We start from the raw sequence: 18,119 nt of genomic DNA, 5'->3' as shown, positions 1-18,119 counted from the left end.
TTTGATTTTGTAGAAAAAGCCCTTCTGGAGGCGCCTCATGAAATTTATCCACCAGCGCGAGCACCTCAACGAAGACGACATCGTCGTCATCCAGTGCTCCCAAACATGCAACATCCGCTTGATGAACGACGCCAACTTCCGCAGCTTCAAGAACGGCGGCCGTCACACTTACCACGGCGGTGCGTTCGATACTTTCCCGGCCCGGATTACTGCACCGAGCACCGGTTTCTGGAACATCACCATCGATACGGTCAACCGCCGTCCGATCAGCGTGACCCGCAAACCGACCCTGACGCACTCGATCAAGATCATCCGTCGCTCCAGCACGAAACTGAGCTGAGTGACGCTCCCACACGAATAAAAGCAGGTATGACCGTGGCCCAAACGACCAAGTACGTCATCAAATACAAACTCAACGGCGAACGCCGCTTTGAATTTGCCCAGCTCGAAAAAGGCACTGAAGAAGAAGCCAAAGCTGCGCTGGACGCCATTCATGGTTCGAGCGACGACGTCATCAGCGACATTGCCGTCAGCAAAGCACTGTAACGCGACCCGGCACCCGGAGCGACAACAAGGACGTCATGCTCCGCGCCCGTCTTGAATTCGACCGCAAGCGCCGGAGTGTTCACTCCCTTGGCGCACCCTAGACTGGCCACCTCGACCTTTGGTTAAGGAGTCAGAACATGTCTACCTCCCCGATTCGCTACATCAGCGGCACTTCCAGCCTAGGCGTCTTGTTGCTGGCGTTCAGCGCCGAGGGCCTGTGCGCGTTGCTGCTCGGTGAAGACTTGATCACGCTCGAACGCGATCTGGCGCGGCGCTTCCCTGGCCCGCCACCGCCGCAGCGCGATGAAGGTTTGATGCCGGCCCTGGAGCAAACCCTGCGCCACCTCGAAAACCCACACACCGCACTCGATCTCCCACTGCACCTGAGCGGCAGCGTATTTCAACGGCGAGTCTGGGAAGTCCTGCGGAAAATCCCCGTCGGTGAAACCGCCTGCTACCGTGATATCGCCCAGCGTCTGGGTCAGCCCAGCGCTTCTCGGGCGGTAGCGAATGCCTGTGGAGCCAACCCGGTGGCCGTTATCGTGCCTTGCCATCGGGTGCTGCGCCACGACGGCAGCCTCGGCGGTTATCGCTGGGGACTGGAGCGCAAACGGCAGTTGCTGGATCGCGAGGCTCAGCGATGAGCGAGCAAACCTTCGATGCGCTGGACTGGGCAGCCCTGGGGCAACAAATCGATCAGGATGGCTGCGCTGTCATCAAGTCGCTGTTGAGTGCGCAAGCGTGCGATGACGTCAGCGCGCTCTATGCCCAGTCAGCGCCCTTCCGCTCTCAAGTGATCATGGCGCGACACGGTTTTGGCCGTGGCGAGTACAAGTATTTCAACTACCCCTTGCCGGACACAGTCGCCCGCTTGCGCCGTGCGCTCTACCCTCGACTGGTGCCGATCGCCAACCGCTGGTATGAATGCATGGACTTGCCGACCCGCTTCCCCGACACCCACGATGCATTTCTGCAACGCTGCCATGCCGCCGGTCAGGAACGCCCGACTCCGTTATTGCTGCAATATGGCCCGCAGGACTACAACTGTTTGCACCAGGATCTGTACGGCGAACACGTGTTCCCGCTACAGGTGGCGATTCTTCTGTCGGAACCGGACGAAGACTTTACCGGCGGCGAGTTTGTGCTAACCGAACAACGCCCGCGGATGCAGTCACGTCCGCAGGTGATCCGCCTGAAGAAAGGCGATGGTCTGATCTTTGCCGTGAGTCAGCGACCGGTCAAAGGCGTTCGCGGCTATTACCGAGTGACCATGCGTCACGGCGTAAGTCGCCTGCACAGCGGAAAACGGCACACCCTTGGAATCATCTTTCACGATGCGTTATGACCCCATGAGCCCGACCACTTTCGATCTTTTTGCCGATGCCGAACCCGAGCAGGAACCCAGACGTGAGCAGATCGGTGAACAGTCCTTCGTCTTGCGCGGCTTTGCCCTGCCCCGGCTCGATCGATTGTTGCCAGCACTTGAAGCGGTTCTGGCGGCCGCTCCGTTTCGGCAGATGGTCACGCCCGGCGGCTTTACCATGTCGGTGGCCTTGAGCAGTTGCGGCACCTGGGGCTGGACCACCGACCGCAGCGGCTACCGGTATACGCGCAATGACCCACAGACCGGACGCCCCTGGCCCGAGATGCCCGACGTGTTTTTCGAACTGGCACAAGCGGCGGCACGGGAAGCGGGATTTGCCGGGTTTGTCCCTGACTCCTGCCTGATCAACCGCTATGTCCCCGGGGCCAAGATGTCATTGCACCAAGACAAGAACGAAGGTTCCTACGCCGCACCGATCGTGTCGGTGTCATTGGGATTGCCGGCCATGTTCCTGTTCGGCGGGTTCGAACGAAGCGATAAAAGCCAGCGTGTACCGTTGCTGCATGGCGATATCGTGGTCTGGGGTGGCGTCGATCGTTTGCGTTATCACGGCGTGCTGCCGATCAAGGACGGCCATCACCCGCGCCTGGGTGAACAACGGATCAACTTCACCTTTCGAACCGCCGGATGAAGCCCTCGAATTCAACCGCAAGACTCGGAGTGCTGCGGTGCTGGGGGCTTGTTAATCTGGAAAAAACGGGTCAACGGACATGAAACCATGACAACTCATTCGACCAGGATTGCCACCGAGGACGATCCTCGCTGGGCCGCCGTCGTTGCACGGGATCCCGGTGCCGACGGGCAGTTTGTCTACGCCGTGAAAACCACTGGAATCTATTGCCGCCCCAGCAGCCTGGCGCGCTTGCCGAAACCGCAGAATGTCGAATTTTTCGACACGGCAGAACAAGCCCTGGCGGCGGGCTATCGTCCCAGCAAACGGGCCACGAAGGATCAAAGCGATGTCGCCGCACAACACGCAGCAACCGTCGCTGTCGCCTGCCGCCACATCGAATCCGCCGAAAATCCGCCTGCGTTAAATGAGCTGGCGCAGGCAGCAGGCCTGAGCAGCTTCCATTTCCACCGCGTGTTCAAAGCCGTGACCGGGCTGACACCCAAGGGGTACGCCACCGCCCATCGTTCCCGCAAAGTGCGCGAACGCCTGGCCGACGGCGGCTCAGTCACCGACGCCCTGTATGACGCCGGTTTCAACTCCAACAGCCGCTTCTATGAATCGGCCGATAAACTGCTGGGCATGAAGCCGGGGGATTACCGCGCGGCGGGCCAGAACAACGACATTCGTTTTGCCGTTGGCCAGTGTTCCCTGGGGGCCATTCTGGTGGCGCAAAGTGAACGCGGTGTTTGCGCGATCCTGCTCGGGGATGATCCGCATCAACTGGTTTGCGATCTGCAGGACAAGTTTCGGCGTGCGAATCTGATTGGCGCCGATCACGCGTTCGAGCAGTTGATTGCCAAGGTTGTCGGTTTTATCGAAGCCCCGGCAATTGGCCTGGATTTGCCGCTGGACGTGCGCGGCACCGCTTTTCAAGAGCGGGTCTGGCAGGCGCTGCGGGAGATTCCTGCAGGCAACACCGCCAGCTACGCCGATATCGCTCAGCGTATCGGCGCGCCCAAAGCCGTGCGCGCCGTGGCTCAGGCCTGCGGCGCGAACAATATTGCAGTGGCGATCCCGTGCCACCGCGTGGTACGCAGCGACGGCAACCTCTCGGGCTATCGCTGGGGTGTCGAGCGCAAGCGTCAGTTGCTGGAACGCGAAACCGTGTAATCAGCGATTCACATCGACCACCACCCGCCCGCGCAATTGTCCGGCGAGCAAGCGCGGTGCGGCGTCGATAGCTTCGCTCAAGCCGATTTCATGGCTGATCAGTGGCAGCAACGCGAAGTCCAGATCCTTGGCCAGCCGATTCCAGGCTTCCATCCGCTTGGCTTTGGGCTGGGTCACGCTGTTGATTCCGGCCAACGTCACGCCACGCAAAATGAACGGCGCGACGGAGGCCGGGAAATCCATGCCTTGTGCAAGACCACAGGCGGCGACCGTGCCATTGGCCTTGGTGCTGGCGCAGGCGTTGGCCAGCGTGTGGCTGCCGACCGAGTCGATCACCGCCGCCCAGCGTTCCTTGGCCAGCGGTTTGCCCGGCTCGGACAGAGTGACGCGATCAATGATCTCGCTGGCGCCCAGTTGCTTGAGGTAATCGTGCTCGGCGGTGCGGCCCGTGGACGCTACGACTTTATAGCCAAGCTTGCTCAGCAGCGCGATGGCGAAACTGCCTACGCCGCCATTGGCCCCGGTGACCAGGACTTCGCCCTGCTCAGGCGTTACACCATTATGTTCCAGCGCCAGGATGCACAGCATCGCCGTGTAACCGGCCGTGCCGATTGCCATGGCTTGAGCCGCGGTGAATTCCTTGGGCAGTGGGATCAGCCAGTCGCCCTTCAGACGTGCTTTTTGGGCGAGCCCGCCCCAGTGCCCTTCGCCTACGCCCCACCCATTGAGCAAGACCTGGTCACCAACCTTGTAGTCCGGATGCTCGCTGACTTCGACCGTACCGGCCAAGTCGATTCCGGGCACCATGGGGAATTTCCTGACCACCGGGCTGCTGCCGGTGATCGCCAGGCCATCCTTAAAGTTCAACGTGCTGTACGCGACCCGCACTGTCACATCGCCCTCGGGCAGTTGATCGTCATTGATCTCTTGCAGTGTGGCCCGGTAACCGCTGTCGTCTTTGTCGATCAAAATACCTTTGAACATCATTGCCTCTCAATGCAATCGATCCGGTTGTGGGGGCATTGAAATACCACAAAGAAAGATCTCGTCGTACAAGACTTTAGCCAAACCTACGATGCACCGAGCACTACCATGACGTGCGGTTACGCCTTTTTTTGCGGCCCTTGAATAACGGAAAACGTCCCGGATACAAAAGTCGACTGGCTCTACATCAACCATTGCTGGTAAAAAACCGGTTCCATCCGCCGGAGAATCATTGAAATGAGCCAATGGCCAGACACCCGTATTCTTGACCTGCTCGGCATCGAACTGCCGATCATCCAGGCACCTATGGCCGGCGCTACCGGCTCGGCCATGGTTATCGCCGCGAGTAACGCTGGCGGCCTGGGCTCGATGCCCGCGGCGATGCTGAGCATCGAGCAGTTGCGCGAAGAGCTGAAGACGATCCGCCAACAGAGCCAGCGTCCGTTCAATATCAACTATTTTTGCCATCAGACCCCGGCCGCCGATGAGCAACGGGCTCGGGAATGGAAAAACCTGCTGGAACCGTATTATCGAGAACTGGGCGTCGATTTCGAGGCCCCCACACCGGTATCCAATCGCGCGCCGTTCGATAACGCCGCCTGCGAAGTGCTCGAAGAATTCCGTCCCGAAGTCGTGAGTTTTCACTTCGGCCTGCCGGAACAATCACTGCTGGATCGGGTAAAAGCCACCGGGGCGAAAATTCTTTCCTCGGCGACCACCGTCGAAGAAGCCGTCTGGCTGGAACAACATGGCTGCGACGCGATCATCGCCATGGGCTACGAGGCAGGCGGACATCGGGGAATGTTCCTCAGCGATGACTTGAGCAGTCAGGTCGGCACATTCGCCCTCGTGCCTCAGGTCGTCGATGCGGTGAAAGTGCCGGTGATTGCAGCGGGCGGGATCAGCGATGCGCGGGGGGTGGCGGCAGCTTTTCTGTTGGGCGCTTCGGCGGTGCAGGTGGGGACGGCTTACCTGTTCACGCCGGAGGCCAAGGTCAGCGCGTCTCACCACAAGGCGCTGCGCACGGCCAAGGAAAGCGAGACGGCGGTGACCAATCTTTTCACCGGCCGCCCAGCACGAGGAATCCTCAATCGGGTGATGCGCGAACTCGGCCCCATGAGCGATAAAGCCCCGGCCTTCCCGTTGGCCGGTGGTGCGTTGATGCCGTTGCGGGCCAAGGGCGAAGCGGATTTCAGCAATCTCTGGGCTGGGCAGGCATTCACGTTGGGCGTTGAAGTGAGTACGGCAGAGCTGACTCGGCGTTTGGCGGAGGAAGGTTTGGCCAAGTTGCTCCGTCGCTGAAGCACGCTGCTGTAGCCTGCTGCTCCAGGATCACGCAATTTCACAGACTCGGCTCCAACACATTCCGTTTGCGGGCATTACGCTATATATTTCGATATATAGCGTTTCGCCCCCTCGTTGCATTCGCCTATCACGGAGCCGTTTCATGCCCATGCGTGCCTCACGTTTTGCCCCGACCTGCCTCGCAAGCCTGCTCGCCGTCTTCGCGTTCGGCTCCGCTCAGGCAGGCGAAGTCCAGGTGGCCGTCGCCGCCAACTTCACCGCGCCGATCCAGGCCATCGCCGCCGATTTCGAAAAAGACACCGGGCATAAACTGGTCACCTCCGTTGGTGCAACCGGTCAGTTCTACGCCCAGATCAAGAATGGCGCGCCGTTCGAAGTGTTCCTCTCTGCCGACGACACCACCCCGCAAAAACTCGAAGCTGAAGGCGACGCCGTCAAGGGTTCGCGCTTCACCTACGCCGTTGGCACGCTGGCACTGTGGTCAGCCAAGGAGGATTACGTCGATGCCAAGGGCGATGTGTTGAAAAGGAACGAATACAAGCACCTTTCCATCGCCAACCCGAAAGCCGCGCCTTATGGCCTTGCCGCCACTCAGGTGCTGGCCAAACTGGGCCTGACCGACAAGGTCAAAGACAAGCTCGTTGAAGGCCAGAACATCACCCAGGCCTATCAGTTCGTTTCCACCGGCAACGCTGAACTCGGCTTCGTGGCCTTGTCGCAGATCTACAAAGACGGCAAAGTCACCGGCGGTTCGGCCTGGATCGTCCCGGCCGACATGCACGACCCGATCAAACAAGACGCGGTGATCCTCAACAAGGGCAAGGACAACCCGGCCGCCAAGGCACTGGCTGACTACCTCAAGGGGCCGAAAGCCGTCGCCATTATCAAGTCCTACGGTTACCAACTCTAAATGACGCTGACGAGTGCCGACTTTTCCGCCATCTGGCTGACCCTGAAACTGGCGTCCCTGACGACGGTTATCCTGTTGATCATCGGCACTCCGATTGCGTTATGGCTGTCGCGCACACGCTCGTGGTTGCGCGGCCCGGTCGGGGCAATTGTCGCCCTGCCCCTGGTCCTGCCGCCCACGGTGATTGGCTTTTACTTGTTGTTGGCGCTCGGCCCTAACGGCTTTGTCGGCCAATTTACCCAGTCCCTGGGGCTCGGCACGCTCACATTCAGTTTTGCGGGACTGGTGATCGGTTCGGTGCTGTACTCGATGCCGTTCGTGGTCCAGCCGCTGCAAAACGCCTTTTCCGCCATTGGCACCCGCCCGCTGGAAGTGGCCGCCACCTTGCGCGCCAATCCATGGGACACCTTTTTCAGCGTAATTCTGCCGCTGGCTCGCCCCGGCTTCATCACCGCGGCCATTCTCGGTTTCGCCCACACTGTCGGCGAGTTCGGCGTGGTGCTGATGATCGGCGGCAACATTCCCGACAAGACCCGCGTGGTCTCGGTGCAGATCTACGATCACGTTGAAGCCATGGAATATGCCCAGGCCCATTGGCTCGCCGGGGCAATGCTGGTGTTCTCCTTTGCCGTATTGGTGGCGCTCTATTCCAGCCGTAAAACCAAAGCGGGCTGGAGCTGATCGATGATTCATATGCGCCTTAAACTGACTTATTCAGGATTCGCCCTGGAGGTGGATCTGCAATTGCCCGGCCGCGGAGTAACGGCACTTTACGGCCATTCCGGGTCAGGCAAGACCACGTGCCTGCGCTGTATCGCCGGTCTGGAGCAGGCCGAACAGGGCTTTATTCAGGTCAACGATGAAGTCTGGCAGGACAGTGACAAGAAGATTTTCGTACCGCCGCATAAACGTGCGCTTGGGTATGTTTTTCAGGAGGCCAGCCTGTTTCCTCACCTTTCGGTGCTGGCCAATCTGGAGTTCGGGCTGAAGCGCATCCCCAAGCAGCAACGCCGGGTTGACATGGCGCATGCCACTGAACTGTTGGGCATTGGTCATCTGCTGGACCGCCATCCGCAGCACCTGTCCGGAGGCGAACGGCAACGAATCGGCATCGCCCGCGCGCTGCTCACCAGCCCCAAACTGTTGCTGATGGACGAACCGCTGGCGGCGCTGGATAGCCAGCGCAAAAACGAAATCCTGCCTTATCTGCAACGCCTGCACGATGAACTCGATATCCCGGTGCTGTACGTCAGCCATTCACAGGATGAGGTCGCCCGACTGGCCGACCACATCGTCCTGCTCAGCGACGGCAAAGCGCTGGCCAGCGGACCAATCGGCGAAACCCTGGCGCGTCTCGATTTGCCCCTGGCGCTGGGCGACGATGCGGGCGTGGTGATTGAAGGCCATGTCAGCGCCTATGACCCGCACTATCAGTTGCTGACGCTGCAGCTGCCCGATACCGACCTGAGCATTCGCGTGGCGCACGCTCCGATGACCCAAGGCCAGGCGCTACGTTGCAAGGTCCAGGCGCGGGATGTCAGCCTGAGCCTGCAAGGCGTCGAGCACAGCAGCATCCTCAATCGCTTGCCGGTGACGGTGATCAGCGAAATCGGCGCCGATAACGCCGCCCACGTGCTGATCCGCCTGAATGCGGCCGGCACACCGCTGCTGGCACGCATCACCCGCTACTCCCGGGACCAACTGGGCGTGCACCCCGGCCAGCAACTCTGGGCGCAGATCAAAGCGGTGGCCGTGCTGGCGTAAATTCGTCGGCACCACGGCGAATGGACGCGGTCAATGGCTGTACAGGCCCCCTGACTTCGTCGCCAAGGACTTTTTGCCATGCCCGATACCGCGCTGCCCGATGCGCTGCCACCCGGACCTGCACTATGTCGACGACACGCAGCCTGGAATCACCCGCAAACGCTTGCGCGGCAAATTCTGCTACTTCGATCCTTCGGGCCAGCGCATTACCGATCCCGACGAAATCAGGCGCCTCAACGCCCTTGCCGTGCCGCCGGCCTATACCAATGTGTGGATCTGCGCCGACCCACGTGGTCATTTGCAAGCCACCGGCCGTGACGCTCGCGGTCGCAAGCAGTACCGTTATCACGCGCGTTGGCGCGAAGTGCGCGATGCCGATAAATACTCACGCCTGCGGGACTTTGGCCTGGCACTGCCGAAGCTGCGCAAACAGCTTGAAACGCTGCTGGACGCTCCGGGTTTCAGCCGAGATAAAGTCATGGCCACCGTGATTACCTTGCTCGATGCGACGCTGATCCGGGTCGGCAACACGCAATACGCCCGGGAAAATCGCTCCTATGGCCTGACCACCCTGCGCAGCCGTCACGTCGAGGTCAACGGCAGCGCGATCCTGTTCCAGTTTCGCGGCAAGAGTGGTGTCGAGCATCAGATCACCGTGAAAGACCGACGCCTGGCGCGAATTATCAAGCGCTGCCTGGAGATTCCCGGGCAAGACCTTTTCCAATACCTGGACGAAAATGGCGAGCGACACACCGTTAGCTCCTCAGATGTCAATGCTTACCTGCAAACCCTCACCGGTGCCGACTTCACGGCCAAGGATTATCGGACATGGGCCGGGAGCGTCCTGGCGTTGTCGGTGCTGCGTGAGTTGCAGTGGGAGCCGGAGTCGGACGCGAAACGGCATGTGGTCGAGATGGTCAAGAACGTTGCCAGGCAACTCGGTAACACCCCGGCCGTGTGCCGCAAGTGCTACATCCACCCGGCGGTGCTCGAAGGTTTTATGCTCGGCGCCTTGGCCCAACTGCCGCGGCCGAGACTGCGTAAAGGTCTCAGGGCAGAAGAAGTCGGGCTCGCCATGTATCTGGAGAAAATGATCGCTGAGGCAGAATCGACGAAATGACCCGTCCATTTTTTGCACGATTGCAAAGAACTTCTATAGTTGATGTGGACATGAATCAGCTGCGGTGACGCCATGGAAGACATTTTCGTTGTGAAGCGTTGCAACAAGATCATCATTCATGGCCGCCGGGCCGGAGAATCCGGCCACCCGCCACCCGACGCCGCCGTCTGGTATCGCATTGAAGATACCCGCACCCGTGGCTTTATCGGTGACGGCTTTGATCTTGAAGAAGATGCCCAACGTGAATGCCGGCAGCTCAATACCAGGTCACAAGTGACGGCCCGACAAGCCTGAAGTCCGGGTCTATACTGAAATCAGCTGAAGGACCAGCGACCCCATCGGCAGAAAGCTCGCACCCAGCGGGCTTTTTGCTGCTATTTGTCAGGTTTCTTGAACGGAGGTGTTTGCCATGTCCGAAAAAGAGTCCATCACCACCCTGCTTACCCTGCTCGACTCCCGCCAGGCTCGACTTGCCGCTGCGTGCAAGGAGATTGCCGATTGGGTAGATCATCAAGGAGGGCATCCGACAGCCCTCAGAATTCGTGACCGCCTGAACGACATTGAAAAAGACGCGCCACTGATTCGAAACACCCTGTCTTCGTTAAAACCTGTCGACCCGCCTCTTCCGCGGTTCAGATGATTCGATCTGGGCGCGCGATTCAAGAACAGGGCCTGATCCAGGACGTGTGAACGGCGACTTGATCGTCAGCGCGTCCTTGCCTGTCTGCTTATCTTTTTCTCCACACCCCACTTGGCCGGACGCCGGGATTTTTTGTGACTTCTTTTCACGTAACGTTCACAACACACACCCTACAGTGGGTTCACTCCTTTGATGAACCCCTTGGCCTGCCCGCATGCAGGCCATTTTTTTGCCCGCTGGGCAGCCAACGAACGTCTTCATTAGCTCGAGGTCAAACAGTCACACGTCACGAAGGAGACGTCCCATGGTCACTCACTTCAAAGTCAACGGGCATCTGGCCTGCGGTCACAAAGGCAGCAATCTCACATCGACCAGCGAATTGACCCGCGTAAAGTGCAGAAGCTGCCGTAACACCGACGCGTTCAAGGACGCGCGCAAAGCCGAACGTAACGCAGCACGCCGTGCTGCGCGTAAGGCCAAAGTCACTCACACCGCCAATGACTGGCGCGCCGCCTGGGTACAACGGTTGACCGCCATGGCCGGATTGCAAAGGTTACCCCGTGGTTTTACCGGCCAGCCTTTCGTTTAAAAACTGCGCCAGGAAAGATCTCATGCGGGAGAGAACCTGCTCGCGATGAGGGCAGCACATTCAACATTGATGTGACTGACCTTCAACCATCGCGAGCCGGCTCGCTCTCACAGGGGAATTGGCCCTGACAGGTCTGTTGATGAGTCGCACGTGTTCAAGTTCGCCGGCTCCATGATTTCAGCGAGCGACATGCGCTTGAAGGCTTCAAACAACCGCCGGCCCTCTTCGGGCGCACAAGAAATGGCCAGTCGCATAGTCGCTTCACCTAGCTGCCAGATCAGAAAGGCAGAATCAGCAACCCGCTGCGCATCGCTGCCTGGAAACACCCGCAGCATCGCATCGGCCAGCAAGCCGCCCGCCACTCGACTCTCCTCCAGCTCCAACGCCAGCAACTGCTTGTCTGCCTGCATGCCTGACCAAATATCACGCATCGCAGGTTCGGCCTGAACGATCTCGTAATACTGATCCAGCAGGTCCGAATAGGCATCCGCCAACCCTTGCGCATCTTGCACCGTCACCAGCGCCTCTTCGATACAACGACGGCTTGCCGCGTTATAGCGCTCGGCCAGTGTGCGAATGACCGAGCTCTTGTCAGGGAAGTACTGATAAAGCGATCCGATCGAGATCTCCGAGCATTCGGCAATTTCGCTCATTTTTACCTGGTCGCTGCCCTTGGTTGCGATCAGTTGCGTCGCCACCGCCAGGATTCGCTCCTGCCGCTCGCGACTGCGTTGTTGCGTGGGATTGCGGCGGGTCGGCTCCGTAACAGGTTGCTCGAGCCCGGTGGCAGCTTTCTTTGGCACTGGCGTGATTCCGATCAATAACATGACAAGCACTCACCTTAGCACCACCCGAGAACGCCCCCAAGTGGTTGCATCCGTATGTCGGTTTCCTCCTTAACATTGGTTGACGGTAGAACATGAGCGTTTATCATCTTCTTAACGTGAGTATTTCTCACATTAACCCGATGGAGATGAACGCGATGAAAACCACTCAGGACACCCTCCTCGTTCTCGGTGCGACCGGTAAAACAGGGCGCAGGATCACCCAGCATCTCCAGGCCGCAGGATTGCCCGTGCGCTCGGGTTCTCGCGGCGCGAATCCTCCCTTTGACTGGGAAAATCGACGGACCTGGGATGCGGCGCTTGATGGCGTTCACGCTGTTTACATTTCCTATCAACCGGACCTCGCCGTTCCGGGCGCCCTCGATACTGTCCAGGCGTTTACCAACCTGGCCGTCGATCGTGGCGTCGGCAAATTGGTTCTGCTGTCTGGACGTGGCGAGGTTGTAGCGGAACAAGCCGAACGCGTCATTCAAAACAGCGGTGTCGACTGGACGATCCTGCGGGCCAGCTGGTTCTTCCAGAACTTCAGCGAGGCGCATTTTCTGGAGCCCATTCTTGAAGGAGAACTGGCCCTTCCCGTCGGCAATATCGCGGAGCCCTTCGTCGATGTGGAGGACATTGCCGAAATTGCAGTCCAGGCACTGACCCGACCGGGGCATTCACGCCAACTCTATGAATTGACCGGGCCACGGGCACTGACTTTTGCCCAAGCGGTCGATGAGATTGCTCAAGGGACCGGGCGCGAGATCAGTTTCGTCGCCGTACCGCCGGATGCATATCGTCAGGCACTGGAGCAGGCACAACTTCCTGCGCAGTCGATTGACCTGGTGCTTTATCTCTTCACCACGGTGCTCGACGGTCGCAACACGCCGTTAGCCAATGGCGTTCAGCGCGCACTTGGCCGGCCCGCGCGCGACTTCAGCGATTATGTTCGGCGCACCGCTGCTACAAAAATCTGGCAGAACCAGGCTTGAGGTTGACGAGGATCATCTATCAAGAATTGCGGAGCAGAAACGACAAAGGCCTGCATGAGTTTCCTCATGCAGGCCTTTGATATGTATGGTGCCCGAAGCCGGAATCGAACCGGCACGCCCTTACGAGCGGGGGATTTTAAGTCCCATGCGTCTACCAGTTTCGCCATTCGGGCGGTAGCGCGGTGAAGCTGTCTGGCTTGTGCAACAGAGGACGAAATATATACATCCCGCCCCGGTGAAGCAAGTTCGCAGATCCCCTTTTCAAGACAAAATCTTGCAAGGTTGCGCAAATAAAAAAGCTCCGTAAATCATAGATCTACGGAGCTTGTTTATAGTGGAGGCCGAGGTCGGAATCGAACCGGCGTAGGTGGATTTGCAATCCACTGCATAACCATTTTGCTACTCGGCCTCAAACATCTGATGTCATGTAGCGCAACATCAAATGTGTACAAACCTGGAACAGGAAACGAGCTTATGATTCACGCTCTATCTCCTTGAAAACATTGAGCTTTTTCAGCCGTCTGTGCTTTCGATGGCGTGAATTATGTACTCATTTCCTGAGGCTGGCAACCCCTTGATTTCAAAAAAAATTCTGGCAGCAAGTTTTGTTGGCCCCCGGGTGTTTGTGCCCTGCCAGGCAACAAGAGACTGATCATAAGGTGACTGGCTTGGTATCTGATCCCTGCAAGGCTGTCGTTTTCCGGTAGTACCTCCGGGATCGGACCTCAAGTTGTCACTATCACCGCCGACTAGTGAGGTAGGAACTTAATGAGCATGGAGCTGCCGTGACCCTGATATCTTCAATCTCCGCCCCCCAGCCACTGGCAATCGCTAAAGTGGTGGCCACCGTGCCCATCGGCAATCCCATCGAATCAACAGCCGTCACTGATTCGCCCTCGTCGATAGTCACCTTGCTGCAAGATAACAAAGCCGTCGATGCACTGACGTATACCTCCCGGGGCGGGATAGCGCAGCTTGTCGCACCGCTTTCCTGGGAATACACGCAGCATGACAAAGTGTCCTTGCACATGAGGGGCAATTTCGGAAGTTCGTCGACGGCCGGCCGGTTCCAAAATCTGGGCGCATCGCTGCTTTTGCAACTGGCTGAGACCAACAAGAACATTTCCCAGTCAGTCCTTCGCTCATCGACTGGAAGGCCTCTTGAAGCTGGCGAACTGGCGGCTGCCCAAGCCAAACTCCATAGTGGCATCGCAGATAACTCCATCAGCCTCACGCTGAATACAGCGAGTGGCAAAACTATCCAACTGACCCTCTCCAGTCAGGACAATGCGCTGGCGGTACAGGCGCAGGTCGAGGGTGGTGATCTCAGCAAAGAAGAACTTGCTGCGCTGGGCGCAATGGCAGACGGATTTGAGTCGGCCATTCAAGGGCTCACTGCGGTGCCTCCGCAACTCAAACTGGACACCTTGATTCAGTTCGACTCCAAGGTGTTTTCCTCGGTCGATCTGGTGACACGATTCAAGCTCAGCGATGACAGCATGCAGACCCTTGAGCTGCATGCCGATGCAAGCCAGCGCCGGGTAAGCATGAAGGGCGCATCGGGCGATCTCAACATAGCCGTGGACTTGAAAAATGCTGCGATTCTGGGCAACAGCACTCAGAAGGCCAAGGCGCTTGAGGGGTACATCCGTCAAATAGAAGCGGCGCGCGACCGAGGCGACGGCGACCGACACCTGCTGTCGATGTTCGATAGTGCATTTAAGGCCGTTCACACAAATTACTCGGAAAGCCTCGCCGCAACCGTGCGGCAGCCCCCAGGCTCGAACTACCTGACAGACACCGACCGCAGCATGCTTACCGGCCTGGCCGATTTCAGTGCGACGGTCACCGAGAAGACTGTAAACGGCAATCCTGCGCGGCCTGCCGAACTTGATTCATTCAGCTATGACGTGTCCCAATCCACGCAATCCAAAGGTGCGAATCGGCTCAATCGCACGCTTGTTCAGGATCAGCAATCCCATCTGACAGCCCAGTACCATAAGCCTCTGTATGCCGGGCAAAAGCTGGAACTGACGACGGACTCGGAATCGCAGAATTACCTGTACTACCAGATCAACGATCAGGCCAGCAGCACGAGCCGCATCGGTTATGCCGAAGGTGAGTTGGTCGAGGCTTCCATCAGCCATTCGGCAAGCCAGTCCACTCGCATTGCCAAATACGTAAAGGGGAATTTGGAAGAAGACAATTTGACGCCTGCCTCATCCTCGAAGACGCAGAATCTTCTCGTCGTTCTGCAACAGGCACTGCAGCAGGATAAGGCGGCGAATCTGGGACGAGGCAGGTCATTTCTCGAATACACCTTGGCCGCTATCCAGGACAAAGTAATGTTGGTCAGCGATCCGAGTGAAATCAAGGATTGACCCGTCAACCGAGCGAGAGAGAGTCACTCATACCAGGTCTGGGGCAGATTTATGACCTGCCCTTGTTATTACCGACGGCATGCACGATGAGCCAACTTGTTGAGCGGGACGGTGCGGAGAAATACCTGGCAAATGCCGCGGGTGATTCTTTAACACAGATAACCGAGCCTATTTCTCAGATCAACGAGCGAAATCTGGTCATTGCAAGCGCTTCGGAGTAACAGGCACAAGTATCTAGAGAGGTTGATCGTAATCTGGTCGACTCAGTCTGCAGCAGGTGCCAATCAAACCAGTGCGGCCAGTAATGAGTTGTCACGGCTGGCTGTTGATCTAAGTGGAATGGTGACTCGATTTATAGTTTAACCACAGACAAAAGCCAAAAGTGTGGCGAATTACAACGTTCTCGTCACCCGGCATTGTGGCCGTGCGCACGTCCGCCCGCAATCGGACGGAACACGTTAAACAGCCTGAAACAGTTAATGTTCACGACCATCAACCGGCATTAACACCCTTCATGCAGGGCTCTGGAACGGGGGTCAAGAGCTGAAGCCTTTAGCCGGCAGGCCATTATCCAGGCTACCCACCGTTTCAGTACCCCTCTTCCTATTCGAATGTCCCGACCAGTCCTGCCATCGCTTGATACCATTCAGCACACTTGTATGAAGCTTTAATGTCTGGAAGGTCTTTTTGTGAACGTTATCCGTCACTGGTTACGACAACCCTATGCGCGCCTCGTCGCGCTGATCGGATTGGTCCTGATCTTGCCTCTATGCCTGCGTGCGGCACTGGGTTGGTCGAGTCCACTCGGCTACCTTTCAGATCTGGGAATTGCCAGTCTTCTCATCGTCACCCTGCAGCGTCGTCCCTGGTGGTTAGCGCTGCCGGTGTTGCTGGTTTGGGGAATTATGACGTTGGCGACTGCTGAACTCGTCAGCGCGGTCGGGAGGTTTCCAAACGCCACAGACCTGCAGTACTTGATTGACCCTCAATTTCTGGAAAACTCTGCCGGCGGTGGTTTCGCCCAGCCATGGCTGGCAGCCACCCTGTGCTTTGGACTGGCGATCTGGTTGATCACGCAGTGGATGGGCCGCTCCAAACCTATTCCGGCCTTACCACGTAGCGTGTGGGCAGCACCGTTGCTGCTGTTGATCGGCCACTGGGGCGCCCAGCACCTCTACCCCACCGACGAAGACCCTTGGCGCTTGTTCAACCTCCCGCATCAGTTACTGTCCGCGAGCGTTGGAGACGTTCAGTCAAGTGCTGAAGAATGGTTGGCAGGTGATGTTGTCGATGTCCCTCCACAAATGGCGGGACTCACCCAACTCGATCTGGACGGACAGAAACTGCTCGCCGCTCCCGGGCGGGCGCGGAATGTGTTGATCATCGCACTGGAAGGTATTCCCGGCGCCTACGTGGGTGTTAATCGCGAAGCCTTGCACAGCAGCTATCAGGAAAATCTCATGCCCAATCTCAGTCGATGGGCAGAGCGCGGCATGAATACGCCGGACTACGTCCTTCACAGTCACCAAACCATTCGCGGTCTGTATGCAATGCTGTGTGGCGATTACGACAAACTGGACAACGGCACGCCGAAGGGGGTGGAAATGTTGACCCAGAGCGAACGCAATCAAGCGTGCCTGCCAGCCCAGTTACAACAGAACGGATTCGCCACGCACTATCTCCAGGGTGCGGGCCTGCGTTTCATGGCAAAAGACAAGATCATGCCGCACATCGGTTTCGATGCCACTCATGGACTGGAATGGTTCACCAACAGCAACTACCTGGAATTCCCTTGGGGCAAGGACGACAAGGCCTTCTTCGAAGGAGCCCTTGAGTACGTTGGCCAGCTGAAAAAACAGAAAAAACCGTGGATGCTGACGCTACTGACCGTTGGCACCCACCAGCCCTATTCGGCTCCTGAAGACTACCTGGAGCGCTACGACACACCCAAGCAGGCCGCCGTCGGGTATCTGGATGATGCGCTTGGGCAATTCCTCAACGGCCTGGAACGTCAGGGAGTCTTGAAAGACACCCTGGTGGTGATCACCTCGGATGAATCCCACGGTATCGATGGAGTGCGCCTGGCGTCCTCTTGGGGCTTCAATCTAATGCTCGCGCCCGAGCAGGATCAGTTGCCCAAGGTGAAGTCCGGGATCTACGGGCATGTCGATCTGAGTGCCTCGATACTCGACTATTTCGCCTTGCCCTTCCCCCCAGCCTTGAGCGGTCGCTCCCTGTTTCGCGACTATGAAACGGGCCGCGAAATCATGTCGTTCACCAACGACAAGCTGCGCTATCACAATGGTCAGGGCACCTTGACCGAGTGTGACTTTCAACAGCGCTGCCGGAATTACGCCAGCCCAGGCTTCATCGCGGAACATGCGACCTTGACTGGTCAGTACGGAGGCAAGCGCGCCCGCCAAATCGCAGCCAGAGCGACGGCGCTGGATCATTCGCTGCTGCGCACACCCTTGAACCAGCACTACCAGTTCGGCAGTTCCGCCATCATCCCTCTTCAGACAGCGATCAAGGATGACTGGGCCGATAACCTCATTGGCGCGCAGTACCTGGAAATGCCAAAGGGCTCACTCACTCGCGTGCGTCTGACCGTGCGCTCGGTAGATCCACAACAGGATGCCTACATTCTGCTCAAGGCCAAGGAGCGGGAACAGGATGTCCCACTGGGCCTCCCCGCAGAAATGATTGTCACTGCGGATCAGCCATTGGAGATGCACTTCAGTTTCGACAATCCGCAGCCGCGCAAGGCGTTCTCTTTTCACTTGCTGGGCTACGGGTTGGGGGCCGTTGAGGTAAGTGACTTCAGTGTAATTACTGAGTTACCGGGGCAGGACGACCTACCCACGAATATCGACAAGGCAGAGGGCTAGTCGAGA

At 58.2% G+C, this 18,119-nt stretch carries 18 protein-coding genes, 2 tRNA genes and 2 pseudogenes; 18 read left to right on the top strand and 4 right to left on the bottom strand.

What is annotated here, in order from left to right:
- Positions 1–37: 37 nt before the first annotated feature.
- The 6 genes from FBY01_RS11530 to ada all read left to right on the top strand — a co-directional run bounded on the left by FBY01_RS11530 (position 38) and on the right by ada (position 3,713).
- A complete protein-coding gene (locus FBY01_RS11530) occupies positions 38–340 on the top strand; it encodes a DUF1883 domain-containing protein (protein ID WP_007946189.1) in 303 nt (100 codons plus the stop codon).
- 29 nt (positions 341–369) lie between these two features.
- Positions 370–546: a hypothetical protein gene (locus FBY01_RS31535; RefSeq protein WP_010460725.1), complete on the top strand. Its 177-nt coding sequence runs from the start codon at positions 370–372 to the stop codon at positions 544–546.
- Between the two features lie 137 nt (positions 547–683).
- Positions 684–1,190: a methylated-DNA--[protein]-cysteine S-methyltransferase gene (locus FBY01_RS11525; RefSeq protein WP_145307799.1), complete on the top strand. Its 507-nt coding sequence runs from the start codon at positions 684–686 to the stop codon at positions 1,188–1,190.
- Entirely contained in the window at positions 1,187–1,891 is a 705-nt protein-coding gene (locus FBY01_RS11520) for a 2OG-Fe(II) oxygenase (protein ID WP_145307801.1), read from the top strand. The genes FBY01_RS11525 and FBY01_RS11520 overlap by 4 nt, the downstream gene beginning before the upstream one ends.
- Positions 1,881–2,561, top strand: coding sequence for a DNA oxidative demethylase AlkB (gene alkB / locus FBY01_RS11515; RefSeq protein ID WP_145307803.1), 681 nt, complete (start codon positions 1,881–1,883; stop codon positions 2,559–2,561). The genes FBY01_RS11520 and alkB overlap by 11 nt, the downstream gene beginning before the upstream one ends.
- Before the next feature lie 87 nt (positions 2,562–2,648).
- Positions 2,649–3,713 carry a bifunctional DNA-binding transcriptional regulator/O6-methylguanine-DNA methyltransferase Ada gene (gene ada, locus FBY01_RS11510; protein WP_145307805.1) on the top strand — a complete coding sequence of 355 codons (1,065 nt, stop codon included), beginning with the start codon at positions 2,649–2,651 and terminating at the stop codon, positions 3,711–3,713.
- On the opposite strand, the gene FBY01_RS11505 is transcribed toward ada, so the two are convergent.
- Positions 3,714–4,697 (bottom strand): MDR family oxidoreductase, encoded by a 984-nt coding sequence (locus tag FBY01_RS11505; protein ID WP_145307807.1) that lies wholly within the window; start codon positions 4,695–4,697, stop codon positions 3,714–3,716.
- A gap of 237 nt (positions 4,698–4,934) precedes the next feature.
- On the opposite strand from FBY01_RS11505, the gene FBY01_RS11500 reads away from it, so the two are divergent.
- From FBY01_RS11500 to FBY01_RS11465, 8 genes and pseudogenes are all read left to right on the top strand, one after another.
- Positions 4,935–5,999, top strand: a complete 1,065-nt coding sequence (locus FBY01_RS11500) for a nitronate monooxygenase family protein (RefSeq protein ID WP_083376631.1) — start codon at positions 4,935–4,937, stop codon at positions 5,997–5,999.
- Between the two features lie 145 nt (positions 6,000–6,144).
- The gene (gene modA, locus FBY01_RS11495; protein ID WP_145307809.1) at positions 6,145–6,912 is read left to right on the top strand and encodes a molybdate ABC transporter substrate-binding protein; all 768 of its coding nucleotides are present in this window, start codon (positions 6,145–6,147) and stop codon (positions 6,910–6,912) included.
- Positions 6,913–7,593 carry a molybdate ABC transporter permease subunit gene (gene modB / locus FBY01_RS11490; RefSeq protein WP_145307811.1) on the top strand — a complete coding sequence of 227 codons (681 nt, stop codon included), beginning with the start codon at positions 6,913–6,915 and terminating at the stop codon, positions 7,591–7,593.
- A gap of 3 nt (positions 7,594–7,596) precedes the next feature.
- Positions 7,597–8,676, top strand: a complete 1,080-nt coding sequence (gene modC / locus FBY01_RS11485; RefSeq protein ID WP_010460742.1) for a molybdenum ABC transporter ATP-binding protein — start codon at positions 7,597–7,599, stop codon at positions 8,674–8,676.
- Positions 8,677–8,754: 78 nt separating this feature from the next.
- A pseudogene (locus tag FBY01_RS11480) lies at positions 8,755–9,796 on the top strand (DNA topoisomerase IB).
- Positions 9,797–9,868: 72 nt separating this feature from the next.
- On the top strand, positions 9,869–10,090 hold the full coding sequence (locus tag FBY01_RS11475) for a hypothetical protein (protein ID WP_010460745.1): 222 nt from the start codon (positions 9,869–9,871) through the stop codon (positions 10,088–10,090).
- Between the two features lie 115 nt (positions 10,091–10,205).
- Complete coding sequence (locus FBY01_RS11470) at positions 10,206–10,436, top strand: hypothetical protein (RefSeq protein WP_010460746.1); 231 nt, start codon at positions 10,206–10,208, stop codon at positions 10,434–10,436.
- A gap of 304 nt (positions 10,437–10,740) precedes the next feature.
- Entirely contained in the window at positions 10,741–11,025 is a 285-nt protein-coding gene (locus FBY01_RS11465) for a hypothetical protein (protein WP_145307813.1), read from the top strand.
- A 107-nt stretch (positions 11,026–11,132) separates the two neighbouring features.
- Here FBY01_RS11465 and FBY01_RS11460 read toward each other — a convergent pair whose 3' ends face one another.
- A complete protein-coding gene (locus tag FBY01_RS11460; protein WP_145307815.1) occupies positions 11,133–11,852 on the bottom strand; it encodes a TetR/AcrR family transcriptional regulator in 720 nt (239 codons plus the stop codon).
- 155 nt (positions 11,853–12,007) lie between these two features.
- Between FBY01_RS11460 and FBY01_RS11455 the strand changes: the two genes are divergently transcribed.
- On the top strand, positions 12,008–12,844 hold the full coding sequence (locus FBY01_RS11455) for an NAD(P)H-binding protein (protein WP_145307875.1): 837 nt from the start codon (positions 12,008–12,010) through the stop codon (positions 12,842–12,844).
- 86 nt (positions 12,845–12,930) lie between these two features.
- On the opposite strand, the gene FBY01_RS11450 is transcribed toward FBY01_RS11455, so the two are convergent.
- Positions 12,931–13,017, bottom strand: a tRNA-Leu gene (locus tag FBY01_RS11450).
- A 162-nt stretch (positions 13,018–13,179) separates the two neighbouring features.
- A tRNA-Cys gene (locus FBY01_RS11445) sits at positions 13,180–13,253 on the bottom strand.
- A 376-nt stretch (positions 13,254–13,629) separates the two neighbouring features.
- Here FBY01_RS11445 and FBY01_RS11440 point away from each other — a divergent pair.
- The 3 genes and pseudogenes from FBY01_RS11440 (at position 13,630) to FBY01_RS11430 (ending at position 18,113) form a co-directional block, all read left to right on the top strand.
- The gene (locus tag FBY01_RS11440; protein ID WP_145307817.1) at positions 13,630–15,225 is read left to right on the top strand and encodes a lactate dehydrogenase; all 1,596 of its coding nucleotides are present in this window, start codon (positions 13,630–13,632) and stop codon (positions 15,223–15,225) included.
- Between the two features lie 128 nt (positions 15,226–15,353).
- A pseudogene (locus tag FBY01_RS11435) lies at positions 15,354–15,588 on the top strand (methyl-accepting chemotaxis protein); the annotation flags it as partial.
- Between the two features lie 326 nt (positions 15,589–15,914).
- Positions 15,915–18,113, top strand: a complete 2,199-nt coding sequence (locus FBY01_RS11430) for an LTA synthase family protein (RefSeq protein ID WP_145307819.1) — start codon at positions 15,915–15,917, stop codon at positions 18,111–18,113.
- The last annotated feature ends 6 nt before the right edge of the window (positions 18,114–18,119 follow it).

The organism is Pseudomonas sp. SJZ077 (genome assembly GCF_007993905.1).
In the GTDB taxonomy this organism is placed as follows: Bacteria; Pseudomonadota; Gammaproteobacteria; order Pseudomonadales; family Pseudomonadaceae; genus Aquipseudomonas; species Aquipseudomonas mandelii.
This window is presented reverse-complemented; position numbering and strand designations above follow the sequence as displayed.